Annotated in this window: 12 protein-coding genes; 8 read left to right on the forward strand and 4 right to left on the reverse strand. The window is 58.0% G+C overall.

Features of this window, described 5'->3' with window-relative positions; genetic code table 11:
• The first annotated feature begins 301 nt into the window (after window positions 1–301).
• The 6 genes from AQ611_RS17000 to AQ611_RS17025 all read left to right on the forward strand — a co-directional run bounded on the left by AQ611_RS17000 (window position 302) and on the right by AQ611_RS17025 (window position 7,738).
• Window positions 302–1,333: an L-tyrosine/L-tryptophan isonitrile synthase family protein gene (locus AQ611_RS17000; protein ID WP_082711804.1), complete on the forward strand. Its 1,032-nt coding sequence runs from the start codon at window positions 302–304 to the stop codon at window positions 1,331–1,333.
• The gene (locus tag AQ611_RS17005) at window positions 1,330–2,229 is read left to right on the forward strand and encodes a TauD/TfdA dioxygenase family protein (protein ID WP_069235451.1); all 900 of its coding nucleotides are present in this window, start codon (window positions 1,330–1,332) and stop codon (window positions 2,227–2,229) included. Before AQ611_RS17000 ends, AQ611_RS17005 begins: the two co-directional genes overlap by 4 nt.
• A gap of 25 nt (window positions 2,230–2,254) precedes the next feature.
• Window positions 2,255–3,739 carry a 4-hydroxyphenylacetate 3-hydroxylase family protein gene (locus AQ611_RS17010; protein ID WP_069235452.1) on the forward strand — a complete coding sequence of 495 codons (1,485 nt, stop codon included), beginning with the start codon at window positions 2,255–2,257 and terminating at the stop codon, window positions 3,737–3,739.
• A 67-nt stretch (window positions 3,740–3,806) separates the two neighbouring features.
• The gene (asnB, locus tag AQ611_RS17015) at window positions 3,807–5,672 is read left to right on the forward strand and encodes an asparagine synthase (glutamine-hydrolyzing) (protein ID WP_059515376.1); all 1,866 of its coding nucleotides are present in this window, start codon (window positions 3,807–3,809) and stop codon (window positions 5,670–5,672) included.
• Window positions 5,673–5,739: 67 nt separating this feature from the next.
• Window positions 5,740–6,717 (forward strand): quinone oxidoreductase family protein, encoded by a 978-nt coding sequence (locus AQ611_RS17020; protein WP_069235453.1) that lies wholly within the window; start codon window positions 5,740–5,742, stop codon window positions 6,715–6,717.
• Between the two features lie 76 nt (window positions 6,718–6,793).
• Window positions 6,794–7,738 (forward strand): DODA-type extradiol aromatic ring-opening family dioxygenase, encoded by a 945-nt coding sequence (locus AQ611_RS17025; RefSeq protein WP_069235454.1) that lies wholly within the window; start codon window positions 6,794–6,796, stop codon window positions 7,736–7,738.
• On the opposite strand, the gene AQ611_RS17030 is transcribed toward AQ611_RS17025, so the two are convergent.
• From AQ611_RS17030 to AQ611_RS17045, 4 genes are all read right to left on the reverse strand, one after another.
• Window positions 7,641–8,543 carry a LysR family transcriptional regulator gene (locus AQ611_RS17030; protein WP_059515371.1) on the reverse strand — a complete coding sequence of 301 codons (903 nt, stop codon included), beginning with the start codon at window positions 8,541–8,543 and terminating at the stop codon, window positions 7,641–7,643. The genes AQ611_RS17025 and AQ611_RS17030 overlap by 98 nt on opposite strands.
• 673 nt (window positions 8,544–9,216) lie before the next feature.
• Window positions 9,217–9,525 (reverse strand): hypothetical protein, encoded by a 309-nt coding sequence (locus AQ611_RS17035; RefSeq protein WP_146011738.1) that lies wholly within the window; start codon window positions 9,523–9,525, stop codon window positions 9,217–9,219.
• 324 nt (window positions 9,526–9,849) lie between these two features.
• Window positions 9,850–10,914 (reverse strand): hypothetical protein, encoded by a 1,065-nt coding sequence (locus tag AQ611_RS17040; RefSeq protein ID WP_146011737.1) that lies wholly within the window; start codon window positions 10,912–10,914, stop codon window positions 9,850–9,852.
• A gap of 651 nt (window positions 10,915–11,565) precedes the next feature.
• The gene (locus AQ611_RS17045; protein ID WP_069235457.1) at window positions 11,566–13,779 is read right to left on the reverse strand and encodes a beta-glucosidase family protein; all 2,214 of its coding nucleotides are present in this window, start codon (window positions 13,777–13,779) and stop codon (window positions 11,566–11,568) included.
• A 372-nt stretch (window positions 13,780–14,151) separates the two neighbouring features.
• On the opposite strand from AQ611_RS17045, the gene AQ611_RS17050 reads away from it, so the two are divergent.
• Both AQ611_RS17050 and AQ611_RS17055 read left to right on the forward strand, forming a co-directional pair.
• Complete coding sequence (locus tag AQ611_RS17050) at window positions 14,152–14,613, forward strand: (2Fe-2S)-binding protein (protein ID WP_069235458.1); 462 nt, start codon at window positions 14,152–14,154, stop codon at window positions 14,611–14,613.
• Window positions 14,610–16,943: a xanthine dehydrogenase family protein molybdopterin-binding subunit gene (locus AQ611_RS17055; protein WP_069235459.1), complete on the forward strand. Its 2,334-nt coding sequence runs from the start codon at window positions 14,610–14,612 to the stop codon at window positions 16,941–16,943. Before AQ611_RS17050 ends, AQ611_RS17055 begins: the two co-directional genes overlap by 4 nt.
• The last annotated feature ends 6 nt before the right edge of the window (window positions 16,944–16,949 follow it).

Consider the following 16,949-nt stretch of genomic DNA (forward strand, 5'->3'; position numbering starts at 1 on the left):
GCGCAGGCCGGACCCACCACGTGTTTGCTATCGCGATAGGCGCATGACGCTTGCTGCGGGCGCCGTGCCGATGCGTGATGCTCGTCAATTCTCTCTTCCTTTTCATCTCCCTTCCGTCTTCATCTCCAAGGCACCGTTAGTGCGTGCCCGCCTCAAGGAGAACGAGTGCGTAAGTCTTTTCGTTTTCTTTGTTGGAAGAAAATTTTCCGAACAATCCTTTCGATGAATCCGTATTTATCGAGCTATTCCTTAAAAATAGAATTTGCCGGTCAGCTAATTAATTTAAAAACGAGGAAACCTCATGAAATACGACCGGAACACGGAGATTTCCCGATCGGTCCTGGGTGAAATCCTTCGAGTTCACCGCCGATATCCGGAATACAGAAGCCGATCCGACATTCGCCATGAAATCGAACGCATTCACGAAATCCAACTCCCCAGAATACGGAAGTTCGTCGATACGGACCGGCCGATCGAGTTCGTGTTGCCGGCTTTTCCGTCGAAATCGCCGAATCCCGGCAAGGTATTGGGACGACTTCCCGATATGGGCGAAAAACTGTCGATCGCTTTCTTGAATGAGATGTGCGAAAACATCGGACGATTCTATGAACCCGGCGCGAAACTGACGATTTGCTCGGACGGACGCGTATTCGGCGATCTGATTCGAGTCGACGATCACGACATCACTGCTTATCAGCAAGCGTTGCAGCGAATCATTGCTGATCTCGACACCGAGCATTTGTCTACCTACAACCTCGAGAATTTCGAACCGTTTGCCGGACGTACAGCGGATTTCGACGAAATGCGCCGGTTGCTGATCGACACATATGCGGACCCGCTGGATGTGGTCAAGCAAAAACTGATGGATGCAGAAGGCACGCTGCTTTATCGCGCAGTGACTCGCTTCATGTACGAAGACGGTTTAATGCCCGATTACAGCGGGTCCAAGACCACGCTGCAGAAAGATGCGAAATTGCGCGCGCTCGGTGTGATTCAGCGGAGCTGGGCATGGGGAGCACTGCTGGCCGAACGGTTTCCTGACGCGATTCGCCTGTCAATTCATCCACAACCAGCCGCCAGTCTGAAGATCGGTATTCACATGATGCAGACACGCGATAGCTGGCTGACGCCGTGGCATGGCGTCGCGGTGAGTGTCGGCGGCCAGTTCATGTTGATGAAGCGCCGCGATGCCGAGTTGCTGGGCGGCCGCGTTGTGACCCACGATCACCGGCCGAGCCACTACGAGATTGCGCCTTCGTCCGTGCGCACGGGTATCGATCCGGGGGAGACGAACAAGAATCGCTTTCTTACTACTGCTTCGGAGACCGTATGAATGACTTTTTCATGAAACGAACGGTAGCGTTTGAACCGTTGATCGGGGCGTCTGGCGAACCTTGCTCGTTTGGTGTGATGGTGAAACCGGACGGAGGGTGCCGTCACGTCGGTGAGTTGTCGATCGAGTGGCTGCGTGCGCTGGTGCGCAGCCAGCAATTGGTGGTGTTGCGCGGTTTCGACAGTTTCGACGACGCCCAAAGCCTGACCCGCTATTGCGCGACTTTTGGCGAAATCATGATGTGGCAGTTTGGCGCCGTACTCGAACTCGTCGAGCATGCCGATCCGGACGACCATATTTTCGCGAACAGCTACGTGCCGTTGCATTGGGATGGGATGTACCTCGAAACCGTACCGGAATTCCAGGTATTTCAGTGTGTGCAGGCGGTTGGCGAAGGGGATGGCGGGCGCACGACGTTTTCCAGCACGACGCAGGCGTTGCGCATCGCGACGCAGGAGGAACTGGCGCTTTGGCACCGCGCGAGCGGCCGCTATCAGCGAACGGTCGAGCTTTACAGCAATACGGTGGAAGCGCCGATCATCGGCAGGCATCCACGTCGTGAATTTCCGATTCTGCGGTTTTGCGAACCGCCACTCGAAGGAGACGACACGTTCATCAATCCTTCGCACTACGTGTTCGAAGGGGTTGCCGAATACGAGAGAAAGACGCTGCTCGACAGTCTGAAACGCAGGCTGTACGACCCGCGTGCGCATTACGCACATCACTGGCAGACGGGTGACGTGGTATTGACTGACAACTTCACGTTGTTGCACGGGCGCGAGCGTTTCGTCAGCCGTACCGGCCGGCATCTGCGCCGAGTTCATATCCACGGTGAACCGCCGCTTCGCAACCCGCATTTGTCGAAGGAACGGCAGGCGGCTGACATCACGGCCTGATTGGGCGAGCAACGGAGAGAAGAACATGACGTTGATGAACGGGGACGACTATCTCGAGAGCTTGCGCGATGGTCGCAACGTGTATCTCGGCGGCGAGCGCATTAAGGATGTCACGACACACCGCGCCTTTCGCAATGCCGCTCGCAGTATTGCTTCGCTCTACGACGCTTTGCATGGCGAGCATCGCGAGCGCTTGACCGCGCCGGACCAGCATGGGCAAATCACGCACCGCTTTTTCAAACCGAGCTATTCGGCTGACGATCTGTTGTCGGCACAGGATGCCATCCGGATCTGGTCGCAAATGACCTATGGCTTCATGGGCCGCACGCCTGACTACAAGGCCGCGTTCATGTCCGGTCTCGAAGCCGGCGCCGATTATTACGGCGACTTTCGGCAGAACGCCGTGGCGTGGTACAAGCGTTTCGCGAGTCATGGGTTGTATCTGAACCATGCGATCATCAATCCGCCTCTCGATCGCGGCAAAGCCATTCACGACATGCGTGACGTTTTTGTTCACGTGGTGAGCGAAAACGATCGCGGTATCGTCGTAAGCGGTGTGAAGATGCTTGCGACCGCGGGCGCGCTGACGAATGCGACATTCGTTGCACCCGTCGCATCGGCGCTGCTCGAACCTGGTAAGGCGGAAGACTTTGCGGTGGTGTTCTTCGCTCGGATGGACAATCCGGGCCTGAGCCTGATGTGCCGGCCTTCATACGAAGCGGCGGCGACAAGTCCGTTTGACGCGCCGCTGGCGAGCCGTTTCGACGAAAACGATAGCGTGCTGATTTTCGACAACGCGTTGATTCCGTGGGAGGACGTCCTTGTCCACCGAGATGTCAAGCGTGCGACCGGTTTCTATGCATCGTCTGGTTTCGCAAATCTATACAACTTTCAATCCGGCATCCGGCTTGCCGTCAAGCTGGAATTGATGATTGGGTTGCTGTCGTTCGGTACGCGGGCGAACGGTACGCACGCGTTTCGCGGCATTCAGGCCGCGCTCGGCGAACTGATCGCGCTATGGCATTTGTTGAGAGCCGTTACGTCAGCAATGGCGCGTGATCCCGAACGCACGGCTGCCGGCGTCGTCGTACCGAGGCTTGAGTATGCGTCGGCACTGCGAATACAAGTGCCGCAAATCTGGAAGCGCGTGCGCGAGCTGATGGAGACCGCGCTTGGCGGCTCGCCGCTCGTCACGGTGTCCAGCGCAGCGGATTTGCTCGATCCACACGTCGAGCAACTGATTGGCGCTTATTACCGAGGCGCAGCGCTCGAGCCCGAGCAGCGAATCAAGCTCTTCAAGCTGATTTGGGACGCGACCGGCAGTGAATTCGGTTCGCGTCATTCGGTCTACGAAACACATTATTCAGGCAATTTCGACCAGATCCGTCTCGATTCGCTGACCTGGGCGACGCGATCCGGCCAGCTCGCCAGCTGCGAGGAATTCGCTCGTCATTGCATGGACGACTACGACACTGCAGGTTGGCTACGAGGGCCATGGGTTCGCGATTGAGCTGCGTCGCGCTTTCCTGGTTGTCGTTTCAATTCAATCCAATCAATATATTTCAATAGGAGCAGCCATGTGCGGCATCACTGGATGGGTCGACTTCGCGCGCGATCTGCGCGGCCAAGCGGAAATCGTCGATAAGATGACCGACACGCTCGTGCGCCGGGGGCCGGACGCACGCGGTGTGTGGCTCGACACGCATGTCGCGCTGGGACACCGGCGTCTTGCGATCATCGACCCGGAGCGCGGTGCGCAGCCGATGCTGAGCCAGGAGCGGGGCCCACGCGATTTGCCGCGTGCGGTCATCTCATATGCTGGCGAAACCTACAATTTCCGCGAGCTGCGCGCCGAACTGATCGCACTGGGCCACCGTTTCGGCACGGATTGCGACACGGAGGTCGTGTTGCGTGCGTATCTCGAATGGGGCGTCGAATTCGTTCATCGCCTGAACGGCATGTATTCGATTGCGATCTGGGATACCGCACGCGACGAGTTGCTGCTGGTGCGTGACCGTCTGGGCGTGAAGCCGCTGTTCTATTTTCCGACAGCTGATGGCGTGTTGTTCGGCTCCGAGCCGAAAGCAATTCTCGCGCATCCCGACGTGCAGGCGCGCACGTCGTCGCAAGGGATTTGCGATGCACTACTGTTTCTGCGCACACCGGGGCAAGTGCCGTTTTCCGGCATGCGCGAGCTGAAACCGGGACATTTGCTGCGGGTCCGGTACGGCAAGATGATCGAGACGCGTTATTGGGCGCTCGAAGCACGTCCTCATACCGACGATCTGCCGACGACAATCGCGACGATCCGCTCGCTGCTCGACGACATCGTATCGCGCCAGATGGTCGCCGACGTGCCGTTGTGCTCGCTGCTGTCGGGCGGCATCGATTCAAGCACCGTCGCCGCGCTCGCGCAAAAGCACCGGCGGCAAAGCGGCGGAACGCTGTCGACATTCTGCGTCGACTTTACCGGACATACGCAGCACTTTCAGGCCGATCCGATTCGTCCGACAGCCGACGCGCCATACGCGCTGGAGGTCGCCCGTCATATCGGCAGCGATCATCATACGATCGAATTGAATCAAGCCGGGCTGCTCGATCCGACGATACGCGAGACGGTGTTGCGCGCATGGGACTTACCGTTCAATTTCGCGGATCTGGATGTGTCGTTATACAAACTGTTTGCCGAAATCCGCAAGCATGCGACTGTCGCGTTGTCCGGCGAAGCGGCCGATGAAATTTTCGGCGGCTATCTGTGGTTTTCCGATCCCGTTGCGCGGAGTGCACCGACCTTTCCGTGGCTCAAACTGGGTGCCCACCGCGGGCTTGATCCGCGCGCACTGTTCCATTCGTGGTTCATCGACGAACTGAAGCTCGGTGAATATGAGGCTGATCTCTATCACTCGGCGCTCGCGGAAGTCCCGCAACTGGACGGGGAGAATCCGGAGGACCGGCGCACGCGCGAGCTTCATTATTTGACGCTCACGCGATGGCTGCCAGTACTGCTGGACAAGAAGGACCGGATGGGAATGGCAAGCGGCCTCGAAGGACGGGTGCCGTTCTGCGACCATCGGCTTGTCGAATACGTATTCAACATTCCGTGGGCAATGAAAAAATTCAATGGTCAGGAAAAGGCGCTGTTGCGCGCGGCGGCGGCTGATCTGTTGCCCGATTCGGTATTGAATCGCAAGAAAGCAGCTTATCCGTCGATCCAGGCGCCGGGGTACGACCGCGGCCTTATTGCCCGGCTCAATCAAGCGATCGACGAAGGTCATGCGCCGCTGAAACCGTTCATCGACAGCCGCGCATTACGCAAACTCACGGAAAAAACCGAGACCGGAAGCCTGTCGGAATTTGAACGAATTCTGCTCGAGTCGAGCAGCCGGCTCAACAACTGGCTCGATCTTTATCAGGTCGAGCTGGACGGCGTCGTCGCGAGTTGATGTGCGGATGTATTTCCACGCATCTTCAAGAATCGGCGCAAACGAATAAACAGACGGAGCATACAGAATGCATCATGCCATCGAGATCCGCGAAACCGGCGGCCCTGAAGTTCTGAATTATGTGGCGCGTTCCGACGAACTCGAAGCCGGCGACGGCGAACTGCTCGTCGAACTCGAGGCGGCAGGCGTGAATTTCATCGACTTGTATCGCCGCGAAGGCCGCTATCCGATGCCATTGCCCGGCACGCCGGGCGAAGAGGGCGCGGGGCGCGTTCTCGCGGTCGGCCCGAAAGTCAGTCGCTTCAAGCCGGGTGATCGCATCGCCTGGACCACCGTGATGGGGAGCTATGCAACTCGCGTGATCGTGCCGCAAGACAAGGCGATTGCCGTGCCGGACGGGATCGATCTGCAAACCGCCGCAGCGGCGCTCGTCCAGGGAATGACGGCACATTATTTGGTCAACGATTCATATCGTGCTCGCGCAGGCGAAACGGTGCTTGTCCATGCGGCGGCTGGCGGCGTGGGCCTGCTGCTGACGCAGTGGCTCAAACAGCGCGGAGTGCGCGTGATCGGTACCGTGTCAACTGACGAGAAGGCGGCGCTCGCGCGCAGCAACGGCGTTGACGCCGTGATCGTTCATCGCGCGGGCGAGGATCTTGCCGGTGAAGTGCGCCGTCTGACGGGCGGCAACGGTGTTCACGCAGCTTACGACGGCGTTGGGGCCGCAACGTTCGATGCGAGCTTGGCAAGTCTGCGCGTGCGCGGCACGTTGGTGCTGTTCGGCGGTGCGAGCGGGCCGGTGCCGCCGGTCGACGTCATGAGGCTGCTGTGGGGAGGTTCGCTGACGTTGACGCGGCCTTACCTCGAGCATTTCCGTGCGACCATCGAGGAATTCGAGTGGCGCGCTGGCGAAGTATTCGACGGAATCAAAAACGGTTCGTTGAAGCTCAGGATAGGCCGCACGTACTCGCTCGCCGATGCATGGCGTGCTCACGCCGATCTCGCCGCACGCAGCACGACCGGAAAACTGCTATTGCTGCCGTGATGCCGCGTCGTTCGCGCGCATCATTCGTTTTCCGAATGTTTGTTGAATTGCTGAATTCTCGAACGGGATACCATTTATGGGAAGAATCATCGGCGCTGGCCTGATTTCGCATGCGCCTGTCGTCATGATGCCGGACGACGTGCGGCTGCGCGAAAACGGCGGCCGCGATTTCACGCTCGTTACCGGCCTCATGCAACTACGGCGCGAAATCTTCGATATGGTCGATTACGACACGGTACTGGTATTCGACAGTCACTGGCGGACCACGACTGGAGCGGTTGTCACTGCGCATGAGCGTCGGACAGGACGCTTCACGTCGGATGAAATGCCGTGGGCGATCCGCCAACTTCCATACGATTTGGCCGGCGATCCGGAACTCGCGCACATGATTGCCGATCTGGCGCCGCAACACGCCTCGTGGATTGACGCCGTCGACGATCCATATTTGCCGATTCACTACGCGACTTTGAATCCATGGACCTATCTCGGTCGGCCCGACAAACGCTGGATGTCGATGTCCGTATGCCAGACCGCGACGTCCGACGATTTTGTTCGGATGGGAGCAATTGTTGCGGAAGCGGTTGCACGTGTCGATCGTCGAGTGCTGTTGCTTGCGTCGGGCGGCCTGTCGCATATGTTCTGGCCGCTTGCCGAATTGCGTAACCGGATGGCGGGCGCTGCATCGAACATCGTGACGCCTGCTGCGCGCGAGGCGGACGAGCAGCGGATTGCGTGGTTGGAGGCGGGCCGGCATGATCGGGTGATCGAATCGATGCCGGAGTTTCTGGATTTTGAACCTGAAGCGAACTTTGGCCATTACCTGATGATGGCCGGCGCGATCGGAGCGTGCGATTGTGTGTCGCGCGGCCGTCTTTTCAGCGAATACGAGAACGGGATCGGCACCGGCCAGGTCCATCTGTGGTTCAGTCCGTCTGATGCACGATGGACGCAGGCTGGCCCTCAGCAGGCAATAGCCCGGTCAGATACGTCTGTACTGCGCCGAGAAACAACCGCTCTCTGACAGACGCGTTTCGCGCCGACGTGCGAAACGCATAGATGCCGCCCTTTTGCATCGTCCACTCGGGCAGCAGCCGGTGCAAACGTCCATTGCGAAGGTCATTAGCGACCAGATAATCGGGAAATGCACTGACACCGGCGCCGGCCAGCACCATCTGGTGCGCGAGCAAGACGCTTTCCATCTTGAGTCGGCCATTTGTCTGCACACGGATCGATTGCTTATGTCGGCAGAACACGGAATGGCTCGAATTCGCGAGGCAGCGGTGACCGATCCAGTGCGCTTGAGGCAATGCTTCCGGGTGCGTAGGCGACGTGTGCCGCCAGACATATTCTGGCGACGCAACCAGAACCTGGTCGAACGTGCCAAGCATTTTCATCCGGAATCCTTTGTTTTTCGGCCAGCCTGCCTCGAATGCCAGATCGATACGCTGCTCGACGAGATCGATTTCTTCGTCGTTGCTCACGATTTCCAGGTCGATTTGCGGATGCTGTTGAATGAATGCCGCCGCGACCGAGCTTAAATGCGTGGTGGAAAAGCCGCTGGGTGCCGCAACCCGCAGCAGCCCGGCGGATTCGTGGCGAAGGTGTTTGATGCTGCCGATGGTTTCATAGAGATTGCCGACGAACGCTTGAGATGCCGCATACAGTTTGGTGCCTGCGTCAGTCAGCGCGATTTTCCGGGTGCTCCGCATGACGAGCTGAGTGTCGATCTCCTCCTCGAGGCGGCTCAGGTATTCACTGACTAGTGACTTGGACATGCCGAGACATTCCGCAGCCGCGGTGAAACTGCCTTTTTCGACGATCGCCATGAAGACGCGCAGGTGATTCAAATTTCTTATACGCACCTCTGACATATTCCGTACCTCAAAACCAAAGCGTGTTGCGAAAAGTCGAGTGCCGACGCCGCGAAACCGCAAGCTGGACTCAACCAGGGTCTGAGACTTCTGTCTCGCGGCACGTGGCGAAAGTGTTGCCAGTACCGTGGGCGGCATTTGTTATTCAATAATGCTACTAATTGTTGCGCGTGCATGCGATTCCAGTCGTCTGCGCCAGTATTTCACGATTAGGATGGAATATTGAAGACGTTTAGGCATTAAATTTTTTCTGGATGTTATTTATTCAGAATATTTAATGGTTACTTTAAAGTAACCGCAAATCGAAATGAAAGAAAGCAAACTATTATTTCGCTCAAGCGTGATCAGGGTATTGCCATTTTTTGATAGTTTGGATGGGAATGTGCTTGCTGATTTGCCTGGGTCGTGCGAGTTGATCGCCCGACAACTCACTTGAACGCGCGGCGGGTCAACTGCATCCCAGCCCGGTGGCCTCGACGCTTTCGCCGCCGAGCGAGATTCATTGCGCGGCGAACCGCATCCGCAATTTGGTTAGATAGCGCATGGGCGTCGTCCCGGTCGCCTCTCCAAGGCATTCGACGAATACAGAGCGCGAACGGCCCCTTTCTGCGGTAAATTTCGCGTCGGTCTAGTTTTGGTCCAAATTGCGATGCAGCGGGACAATCGCGCGGCCAAATCGCGGATCGTCGAGCGCCTGCATCCAACCTGTCGCATCGTCGCAGCCGCATTTGTCCCCACCCCGAAAGGTGAAGGCCGCCGCACCGCCGGCGAGCCGCGCGGGAGCGTCTGGTACAGCCGACATGCCATTGCAGGATTGAAGTTCCATCGCATCGAGTACCGGCTCGATTTCCGGATAGCGATTCAGCAACTGGTCGGCGAGCATGACGTCGGGTATTAAAGCGCCAATAGGTTGCATTCCGGCCGAATCGAAATCCATGCAACCGCGGAAGATCAGTTTGCCATCGGATAGGGCTTCGTTGCAGTGGCCTCAGTCGTTTTCGCATGACTATGTCATGGTGCAGACCGCTTTTTGAACCTAGCTAGCCATCGCGCTGCATCGGCGTGATACGCGCTAGGATCCTCTTCTCGCGCAGCGGGTTTCATTCAGCGCGAGTGCGACTTCACGTAGGCACAACGGTTTTGCCGCACACTGTACGAATACATCGCGTGTGGCATTCGTATTCACGATTCGCCCGCTCGGATACCGCACGCTATTTCGTATCGACTCTCCAGGGCGTTCGTGCACAGGTGCTCCACATCCTCAGTTCGACTCGACAAACTGGATAGCGGGAAGCCCGTTGAAAGAAAAGGCTTTGCAGCCTTGAAGTGTCAGATTATTGCCCGTCCATGTGAATGAGCCGATTGGCTGTTGCAGGCAGGCCGGCGCAGTAGATGTTCCGTCAATCACTTGCACGGTTGTGACGAGGAACGAGCCGGGATTGAATTCCGCCCCACCGGAAGGGCCGCTGTCTTGACCATAGACATTAAATGACGACTTCCTCCACACGGTTGCAAGTTTCAGATCATCGGGCGCGGTGACGGAATAGGTCTGAGCGCCACCGGGAGCATCGATCGAGATGCTAACGGTAATATTTCCGCTTGGCGTGACTCCGCCTAGCATCGTTAGCTTCCCAAGCTGAGGGGCGGATACGACAGGCACAGATTGAATGTCGCTGACTTTCATGCAATCGGTCGCGCCGTCGCTGAACCAACCCGTTGGACAGGCTTGTCCGCCCGCTGTGTAATTCAATAACCATGAAACCATGTATAGCATGGCCTGATCGGTTATTACGTTATAGACGAATTCTTGATGGACCTTGCAGTCGGCGACGCCGTTGCAAGCTGTTGTTGTTGAATCGCCGTCGGACAATATTCGTAACGAATATAAGTCATTCATTGGGATCAGGCCGTCCGTAATGGATGTCACGCCGATGACGAAGGTAAATTGACTTAGCGTGGTATTGATGAGGCCATTTGCCGCGAGTACGTAACCGTTGGAGTTGTCGGTATCAGCGATGGCCGTGCGGAATCTGGTTGCCAAACTGCTTTTCCTCAATAGTGAGATGGCGCGCGCAGCAGTGGTGTCGCACGCCACTTGCTTCCAGGTGAGGTTTGGATAAGAAACCCGGAAGCAGCCTGCCGCCGGCGTTGGGGGGGTATGGACGAGTCTTGCCCGCCATGTTTGATGTGCCTGCGTTTCGGTTGCACGTGCCGATATCCCTGCAGTGCGTTCGAACGCGGATGCGGGTTGATTCACGAATATGGACAACGCGCAGGCCAAGCCTGACAGGTACGCGAGTGTCCGAGATCTTATATCCAGTTGCATTTGTATTCTCCTTAAAAGCAGGATGGCGATTTAAGGCCATCGGACATGATGGCGGGCGAGTACTGTTAGTACGCGGAAGATATTATTTTGATGCCAAAATCAGGTGAGTGTTCTATGTGCGAGTAGTGAAGAATTGAATTTACATATTTGTATTTAATCGATTGGGAGTGTGTTTGTAAATTGAAATTATTGCTTTGCTTGAAACGAATAAAGACGGGCAAGTGAGCTTTATCTGAGAATCCGGCTGCGAGTGTTTGCCAGATTTTTTGAGGTTAGTGTTTCTAATGAAAAATTTCAAGGTGAGGAGTGAGGCGATTAACTGTTTGTCGATATGTATCTAAGCGTTTGAATGGAAATTTGCGAAATCTTCGAAAAGACTCGGATGGAAGAATTGTTGGAGTTGGGCAAATAATGATCGGGTCGGCACGTTGGATAAACGTGGTTTGAGAAAAAACTCGATAACGCGCACTTGCTCAGTTACGGTTGGCGCGGATGTGCCGGAATGTCCGTGCTCCGTATGTTATTTTTCGTGCGGAGTACGCGCTTCAGACAAGCAGAAGTGCGCGGCGGTTAAGTTTCAAGCCGCGCACGGATATTTGCAGATTGCCGAATCGGCAGCCGGGCGCGGATTGCCGCCCCGGCTAGCCGAACTCAATTGCTTTGTAGCCGAATATCGCGGGACGACGCGCCGACATACACCGTGGCGCCCGGCACGAACTGCCAGCCGTTACGCGACGTATCCCACACACTCTGCATCCGTGCCGACACTGGGATATGCACGCGCTGCGTCTGGCCAGGATTCAAGCTGATCTTTTCCCAGCCAACGAGACGCCGTGGCGGTTCGTCCTTGTACGGCACGCCGAGATAGACTTGCGGAACCTCCGCGCCCGCGACGCCACCGTCGTTGCGTACATTGAACGATACGTCGAGCATGCGGCCCGGCAGACGAGTAACAGAAAGCCCGGAATACGAAAAGTGCGTGTAGGACAAGCCGTAACCGAACTCGAACATCGGTTTGATGTTCTTCGCGTCATACCAGCGGTAACCCATATTGAGCTTTTCCGCGTAGACGGGATCGTTTTCGAACGTGCCGTTTGTTCCCCACGTCGGCGTATCTTGATCGCGTGCCGGGAACGTGACAGGCAGTTTGCCGGATGGATTCACGCGGCCAAACAGCACATTCGCGATTGCTTTGCCACCGCCTTCGCCCGGATACCACGCTTCGACGATTGCCGCGACGCGATCTTTCCAAGGCATCAACACGGGATTGCCGCTCTGAACGACGACGATCGTGTGCGAATTCACCTGAGCGACGGCTTCGACGAGTGCATCCTGGTTCGACGGATTCGCCAGCGAAAGACTTTGCAGTTCGCCGAAATCCTCGCCAGCGGCTTGTGTGACGACGACGATCGCGATGTCGGAGTTGCGTGCGAGCGCTACGGCCTGGTCGATTTCCTGTTGCGTATACGCACGGAACGGCGATTGCTGGTCGCTGTTGCCGGCGAATTGAACCTGCGCGCCCGGCGCGAGTGTCTGGATGGCCTTGACGATCGGCACGTCGACCTTCAACCACGGATTGCGCCACCAGCTGCAGCCGGTCGATGTGCCGAACGTCAGCCCACCGCATCCGGCGAACGAGCCGGTGACAGGGTCGCGTGTATTGCCTGATCCGCCGCCTGACATCACGGCTGCGTCGGCATGGCCGCCGATCACCGCGATTTTCTTCAGCGTGGCGGCGGCAAGCGGCAACTGATTGCCGTCGTTCTTCAGCAAAACGATGGATTGTTCGGCAACCTTTTGCGCGAACGCATTGGCTGCCGCGAAATCGATCGTGCCTCCACCTTTGGGCGGATCGTCGAACACGCCGGTGCGAATCATCACATACAGCTTGCGCCGCACCATATCGTCGAGGCGCTGGGTTGACACCGATCCGTCGGCAATCGCCTGGCGCACGAGACTCGGCGTCAGGTAGATAGTCGGGGTGACATCCTCTTCTTCGTCAAGCCCCGCATTGATCGCCTTGGCGGTGCTATGCGTCGCGTTCCAATCCGATTGAACCTGCCCTTCGAATCCCCATTCGTTCTTCAATACATCGGTAAGCAGATGGGTGTTCTCGCATGAATAGTCGCCATTGAGCCGGTTGTAGCTGCACATCACACTGCCGGGCTGCGCGCGCTTCGCGGCGATTTCGAATGGCAGCAAATACAGTTCGCGCAGCGTCCGTTCGTCGATCTGGCTGTTACCGCCCATCCGAGAGTGTTCCTGCTCATTGCCGGCGTAATGCTTGATCGTCGCGATAACCTTCTGTCGTTGTGTGCCGTCCGTGCGTTCTGCGAGGAGTTCGCCGGCGAGCACCGGGTCTTCACCGAGGTATTCGAAGAGCCGGCCGCCACGTGGTTCCCGCGCGAGATTCGTCCCTCCGCCAAGCCCCATTCCGAAACCTTGCGCGCGGAGTTGAATCGCGACTTCCTTGCCATACGCATACGACAGCCGACGATCCCAGCTCGCGGCGACTGCAAGCGTGGCGGGGAACGTCGTGCTTGCCTGCGATGTGCTGCCAGATCCGGTTGCGGAATCGACCATGTTCAGATCGGGAATGCCGAGCCGGGGTACGCCCTGGATGTAGCCCGCGCCTCCGCCAGGCACTTGGCTCATTTCGTATTGCGAATGAATAAGGCGAAGTTTTTCATCGAGCGTCATCTTTCTCACCAGATCGTCGGCACGCTGGTGTGCAGCGGCCGCCGCGAAGGCGTTCGACCCGATGGAAGACGACGCGGAATTGGGAGCGAAATCGTTGGCTCCCGCATGGGCGCTGGCGAGTACGGCCGCCGATAACACGGCGGCCGGCCAGAGTTTGGTCTGCATGTCTCTCTCCATGAAGGGATTTTGGTTGGGCGGGTAATGCCGGGGCTTGTGAGATGTTCGGCGCAACGCACCAAGTGGAGAAAGATACGGCCTGATCTGATGTAGCGATTCTCCACTGCTTTCGATGGTAGAAGTGTAGTCGGACTACAGCATCGGTGTTTTCCCTGCAAGACAGACGTTGCGATAGAGGATTGCCAAACGCAAGTAATCTTTGCTCGTCTATATAAAACGCTAACAGTAAGAAGTGCGGATAAAACTGGCCGCGTGCCGTTGCGCGCAATCTTTTCGATTTCGCGATAGCCTTCGATTTCCCCCGCAATACTGGACGCCATTTGCGTCCGATCGCGATCGAATCCTATAAGGAGATGAACGATGATCACACTGACCGTCAACGGACGCGAACGACACTTCGACGGCAATCCCGAAATGCCGCTGCTTTGGTATTTGCGCGACGTGCTTGGCCAAACCGGCACCAAGTTCGGCTGCGGCATGGCGTTGTGCGGTGCATGTACGGTCCATCTCGACGGTGTCGCGATACGCGCGTGCATCACGCCGGTTGCGGCCGCGGCGGGCAAACGCGTGACGACGATCGAAGGATTGTCGTCCGATGTCAGTCATCCGCTACAGCGCGCGTGGCAGGAGTTGAACGTCGCGCAATGTGGCTATTGTCAGGGCGGCCAGATCATGCAGGCTGCATCATTGCTGAAGACGAATCCGCATCCGAGCGATGCCGACATCGACGAGGCAATGGCGGGCAACATCTGCCGTTGCGGCACATATACACGGATTCGCGCGGCGATCAAATTGGTTGCAAGCCGAGGAGGTTCGGTATGAGCAGCGACGAACTTGCCGTACAAAACGAAAGCCGTCGCGCGCTGTTGCTCGGTTTCGCATCAGGTGGATTGCTGCTCGCGATCGGCGGGCCCGTGCTTGTGCAGGCGGCTACTGCAAATGCGCCCGGGGGGCCGCCTGTCAGCGCGAATCCTCAGTATGGCGGCGCGGGTATGCCAAACGGTTTGCGCGACGATCCACGTTTGTTCGTGCGTGTCGCGCCGGATGGCGCGGTGACGGTGACCTGCATTCGTTCCGAGATGGGACAGGGCGTGCGCACGAGTGTCGCGCTCGTGATTGCAGATGAACTGGGCGCCGATTGGGCGCGCGTGAAGGTCGAGCAGGCGGTGGGCGACGAGGTGCGTTACGGCAACCAGAATACCGACGGCTCGCGCAGCTTGCGTCAGAGCTTCACTGCGTTGCGACGCGCGGCAGCCGCGGCGCGGACGATGTTGGAGTCGGCGGCTGCGTCAATGTGGAGCATTGACGTGAAGCAGGTGAAAGCGGGTGTGCATGAAGTCGTCGATACGAAGACAGGCCGCAAGCTCGGTTTCGGCGAACTGGCGAGCCGGGCGGCAGAACTCGCGGTGCCCGATCCGGCGACGGTCGCATTGAAGCCGCCCGCTGAATTCCGTTATATCGGCAAGGGCAAGACCGGACTGATCGATGGCCGCGATATCGTCGGTGGCACTGCGCGGTACGGAATCGATACGCGCATCGACGGCATGTTGTATGCAGTGATCGCGCGGCCCCCCGTGTACGGCGGTACGGTCACGTCGTTCGATGCATCCGCCGCACGGAGGATGCCGGGCGTCATCGACGTGATCCAGTTGAATGCAACATCGCTGCCGTCCGGATTTCAACCGCTTGGCGGCATTGCCGTGGTCGCGCGCGACACGTGGACTGCGATCAAGGCACGCGAGCAATTGAGGATTGAATGGACGCATGGCCCGAATGCCGGCTACGATTCGGCGGCGTATCGCGATCGGCTCGAAGCAGCGGCAAAGCAACCCGGTTCGGTGATTCGCAACCAAGGCGATAGTGCGGCTGCGTTCGCGGGTGCCGCGAAGAAAATCAGTGCTGCGTACTATCTGCCTCACCTTGCGCATGCAACGATGGAGCCGCCCGCGGCGGTCGCGCATGTGCATGACGGGCAATGCGACATCTGGGCATGCACGCAGGCGCCGCAGTCTGCGCGCGACGAGGTGGCCAAAGCGCTCGGCTTGCCGCAGAGCAACGTGACCGTCAACGTCACGCTGCTTGGTGGCGGTTTCGGCCGCAAGTCCAAGCCGGATTACGTCGTCGAAGCCGCATTGTTGTCGAAGGCGACAGGAAAACCGATCAAATTGACGTTCACCCGTGAGGACGACATCACGAACGACTATTTTCACGCAGTAGCACTGGAGTATTTCGAAGGCGCACTCGATTCGTCGGGCAAGGTTGTCGGCTGGCTGCATCGGAGTGCGGCCCCGTCGATTCAGTCGACATTCAAACCCGGCATCGTGCATGAACAGCCGGGCGAGCTTGCGCAAGGCGTCGTCGATCTGCCGTTTGCCATCCCGAACATACGGATCGAGAACCCCGAGGCGCCCGCGCACACCCGGATCGGCTGGTTTCGCTCGGTCTACAACATTCCGCACGCGTTCGGCATTCAGAGTTTCGCTGCCGAGTTGGCTCATGCGGCCGGCCGGGATCAAAAGGACTTTCTGCTCGAACTGATCGGTCCCGCGCGCACGTTTGAGCCGAACGTGTCGGTCAAGAATACGAATTATGGAGAGGATCCTGCATTGTATCCGGTCGATACGGGCCGTTTGCGGCGCGTGATTGAAGTTGTCGCGCATGAAGCGGGCTGGGGCCGTAAGCTGCCGAAAGGAAGCGGTCTTGGCGTGGCCGCGCATCGTAGCTTCGTGTCCTATACCGCGGTGGTCTGCGAGGTGAAAATCGATCAGGATGGCAAATTGAGCGTGCCGCGCGTCGACATTGCGATCGATTGCGGGCCGCAGGTCAATCCGGAGCGTGTCCGATCGCAACTCGAAGGAGCGGTCGTGATGGGGCTTGGACTTGCGTTGCATGGCGAAATCAGCTTCAAGAACGGCCGCACTGAGCAGACTAACTTCAACGGCTATCAAGTACTGAGAATGAATGAGACGCCGCGTGAAATCCGTGTGCACTTGGTTGAGCCGGACAATTACGCAACGCCAATGGGCGGCGTCGGCGAGCCGGGGCTGCCACCCGTTGCACCGGCGTTGACCAATGCGATCTTCGCGGCAACCGGCCGCCGAATTCGCCGCTTGCCGATCGCTGATCAGCTCGCACGGGCCGACGCGGGTTAGGGCGGC

The organism is Burkholderia singularis (assembly GCF_001718875.1).
Lineage (GTDB): Bacteria > Pseudomonadota > Gammaproteobacteria > Burkholderiales > Burkholderiaceae > Burkholderia > Burkholderia singularis.

Excerpts from the sequence above, each read along its gene's own strand:
- AQ611_RS17000 (WP_082711804.1), top strand. The coding sequence starts at position 302 with ATGAAATACGACCGGAACACGGAGATTTCCCGATCGGTCCTGGGTGAA.
- AQ611_RS17005 (WP_069235451.1), top strand. The coding sequence starts at position 1,330 with ATGAATGACTTTTTCATGAAACGAACGGTAGCGTTTGAACCGTTGATC.
- AQ611_RS17010 (WP_069235452.1), top strand. The coding sequence starts at position 2,255 with ATGACGTTGATGAACGGGGACGACTATCTCGAGAGCTTGCGCGATGGT.
- asnB (WP_059515376.1), top strand. The coding sequence starts at position 3,807 with ATGTGCGGCATCACTGGATGGGTCGACTTCGCGCGCGATCTGCGCGGC.
- AQ611_RS17020 (WP_069235453.1), top strand. The coding sequence starts at position 5,740 with ATGCATCATGCCATCGAGATCCGCGAAACCGGCGGCCCTGAAGTTCTG.
- AQ611_RS17025 (WP_069235454.1), top strand. The coding sequence starts at position 6,794 with ATGGGAAGAATCATCGGCGCTGGCCTGATTTCGCATGCGCCTGTCGTC.
- AQ611_RS17030 (WP_059515371.1), bottom strand. The coding sequence starts at position 8,543 with ATGGCGATCGTCGAAAAAGGCAGTTTCACCGCGGCTGCGGAATGTCTC.
- AQ611_RS17035 (WP_146011738.1), bottom strand. The coding sequence starts at position 9,525 with ATGGATTTCGATTCGGCCGGAATGCAACCTATTGGCGCTTTAATACCC.
- AQ611_RS17040 (WP_146011737.1), bottom strand. The coding sequence starts at position 10,914 with ATGCAACTGGATATAAGATCTCGGACACTCGCGTACCTGTCAGGCTTG.
- AQ611_RS17045 (WP_069235457.1), bottom strand. The coding sequence starts at position 13,779 with ATGCAGACCAAACTCTGGCCGGCCGCCGTGTTATCGGCGGCCGTACTC.
- AQ611_RS17050 (WP_069235458.1), top strand. The coding sequence starts at position 14,152 with ATGATCACACTGACCGTCAACGGACGCGAACGACACTTCGACGGCAAT.
- AQ611_RS17055 (WP_069235459.1), top strand. The coding sequence starts at position 14,610 with ATGAGCAGCGACGAACTTGCCGTACAAAACGAAAGCCGTCGCGCGCTG.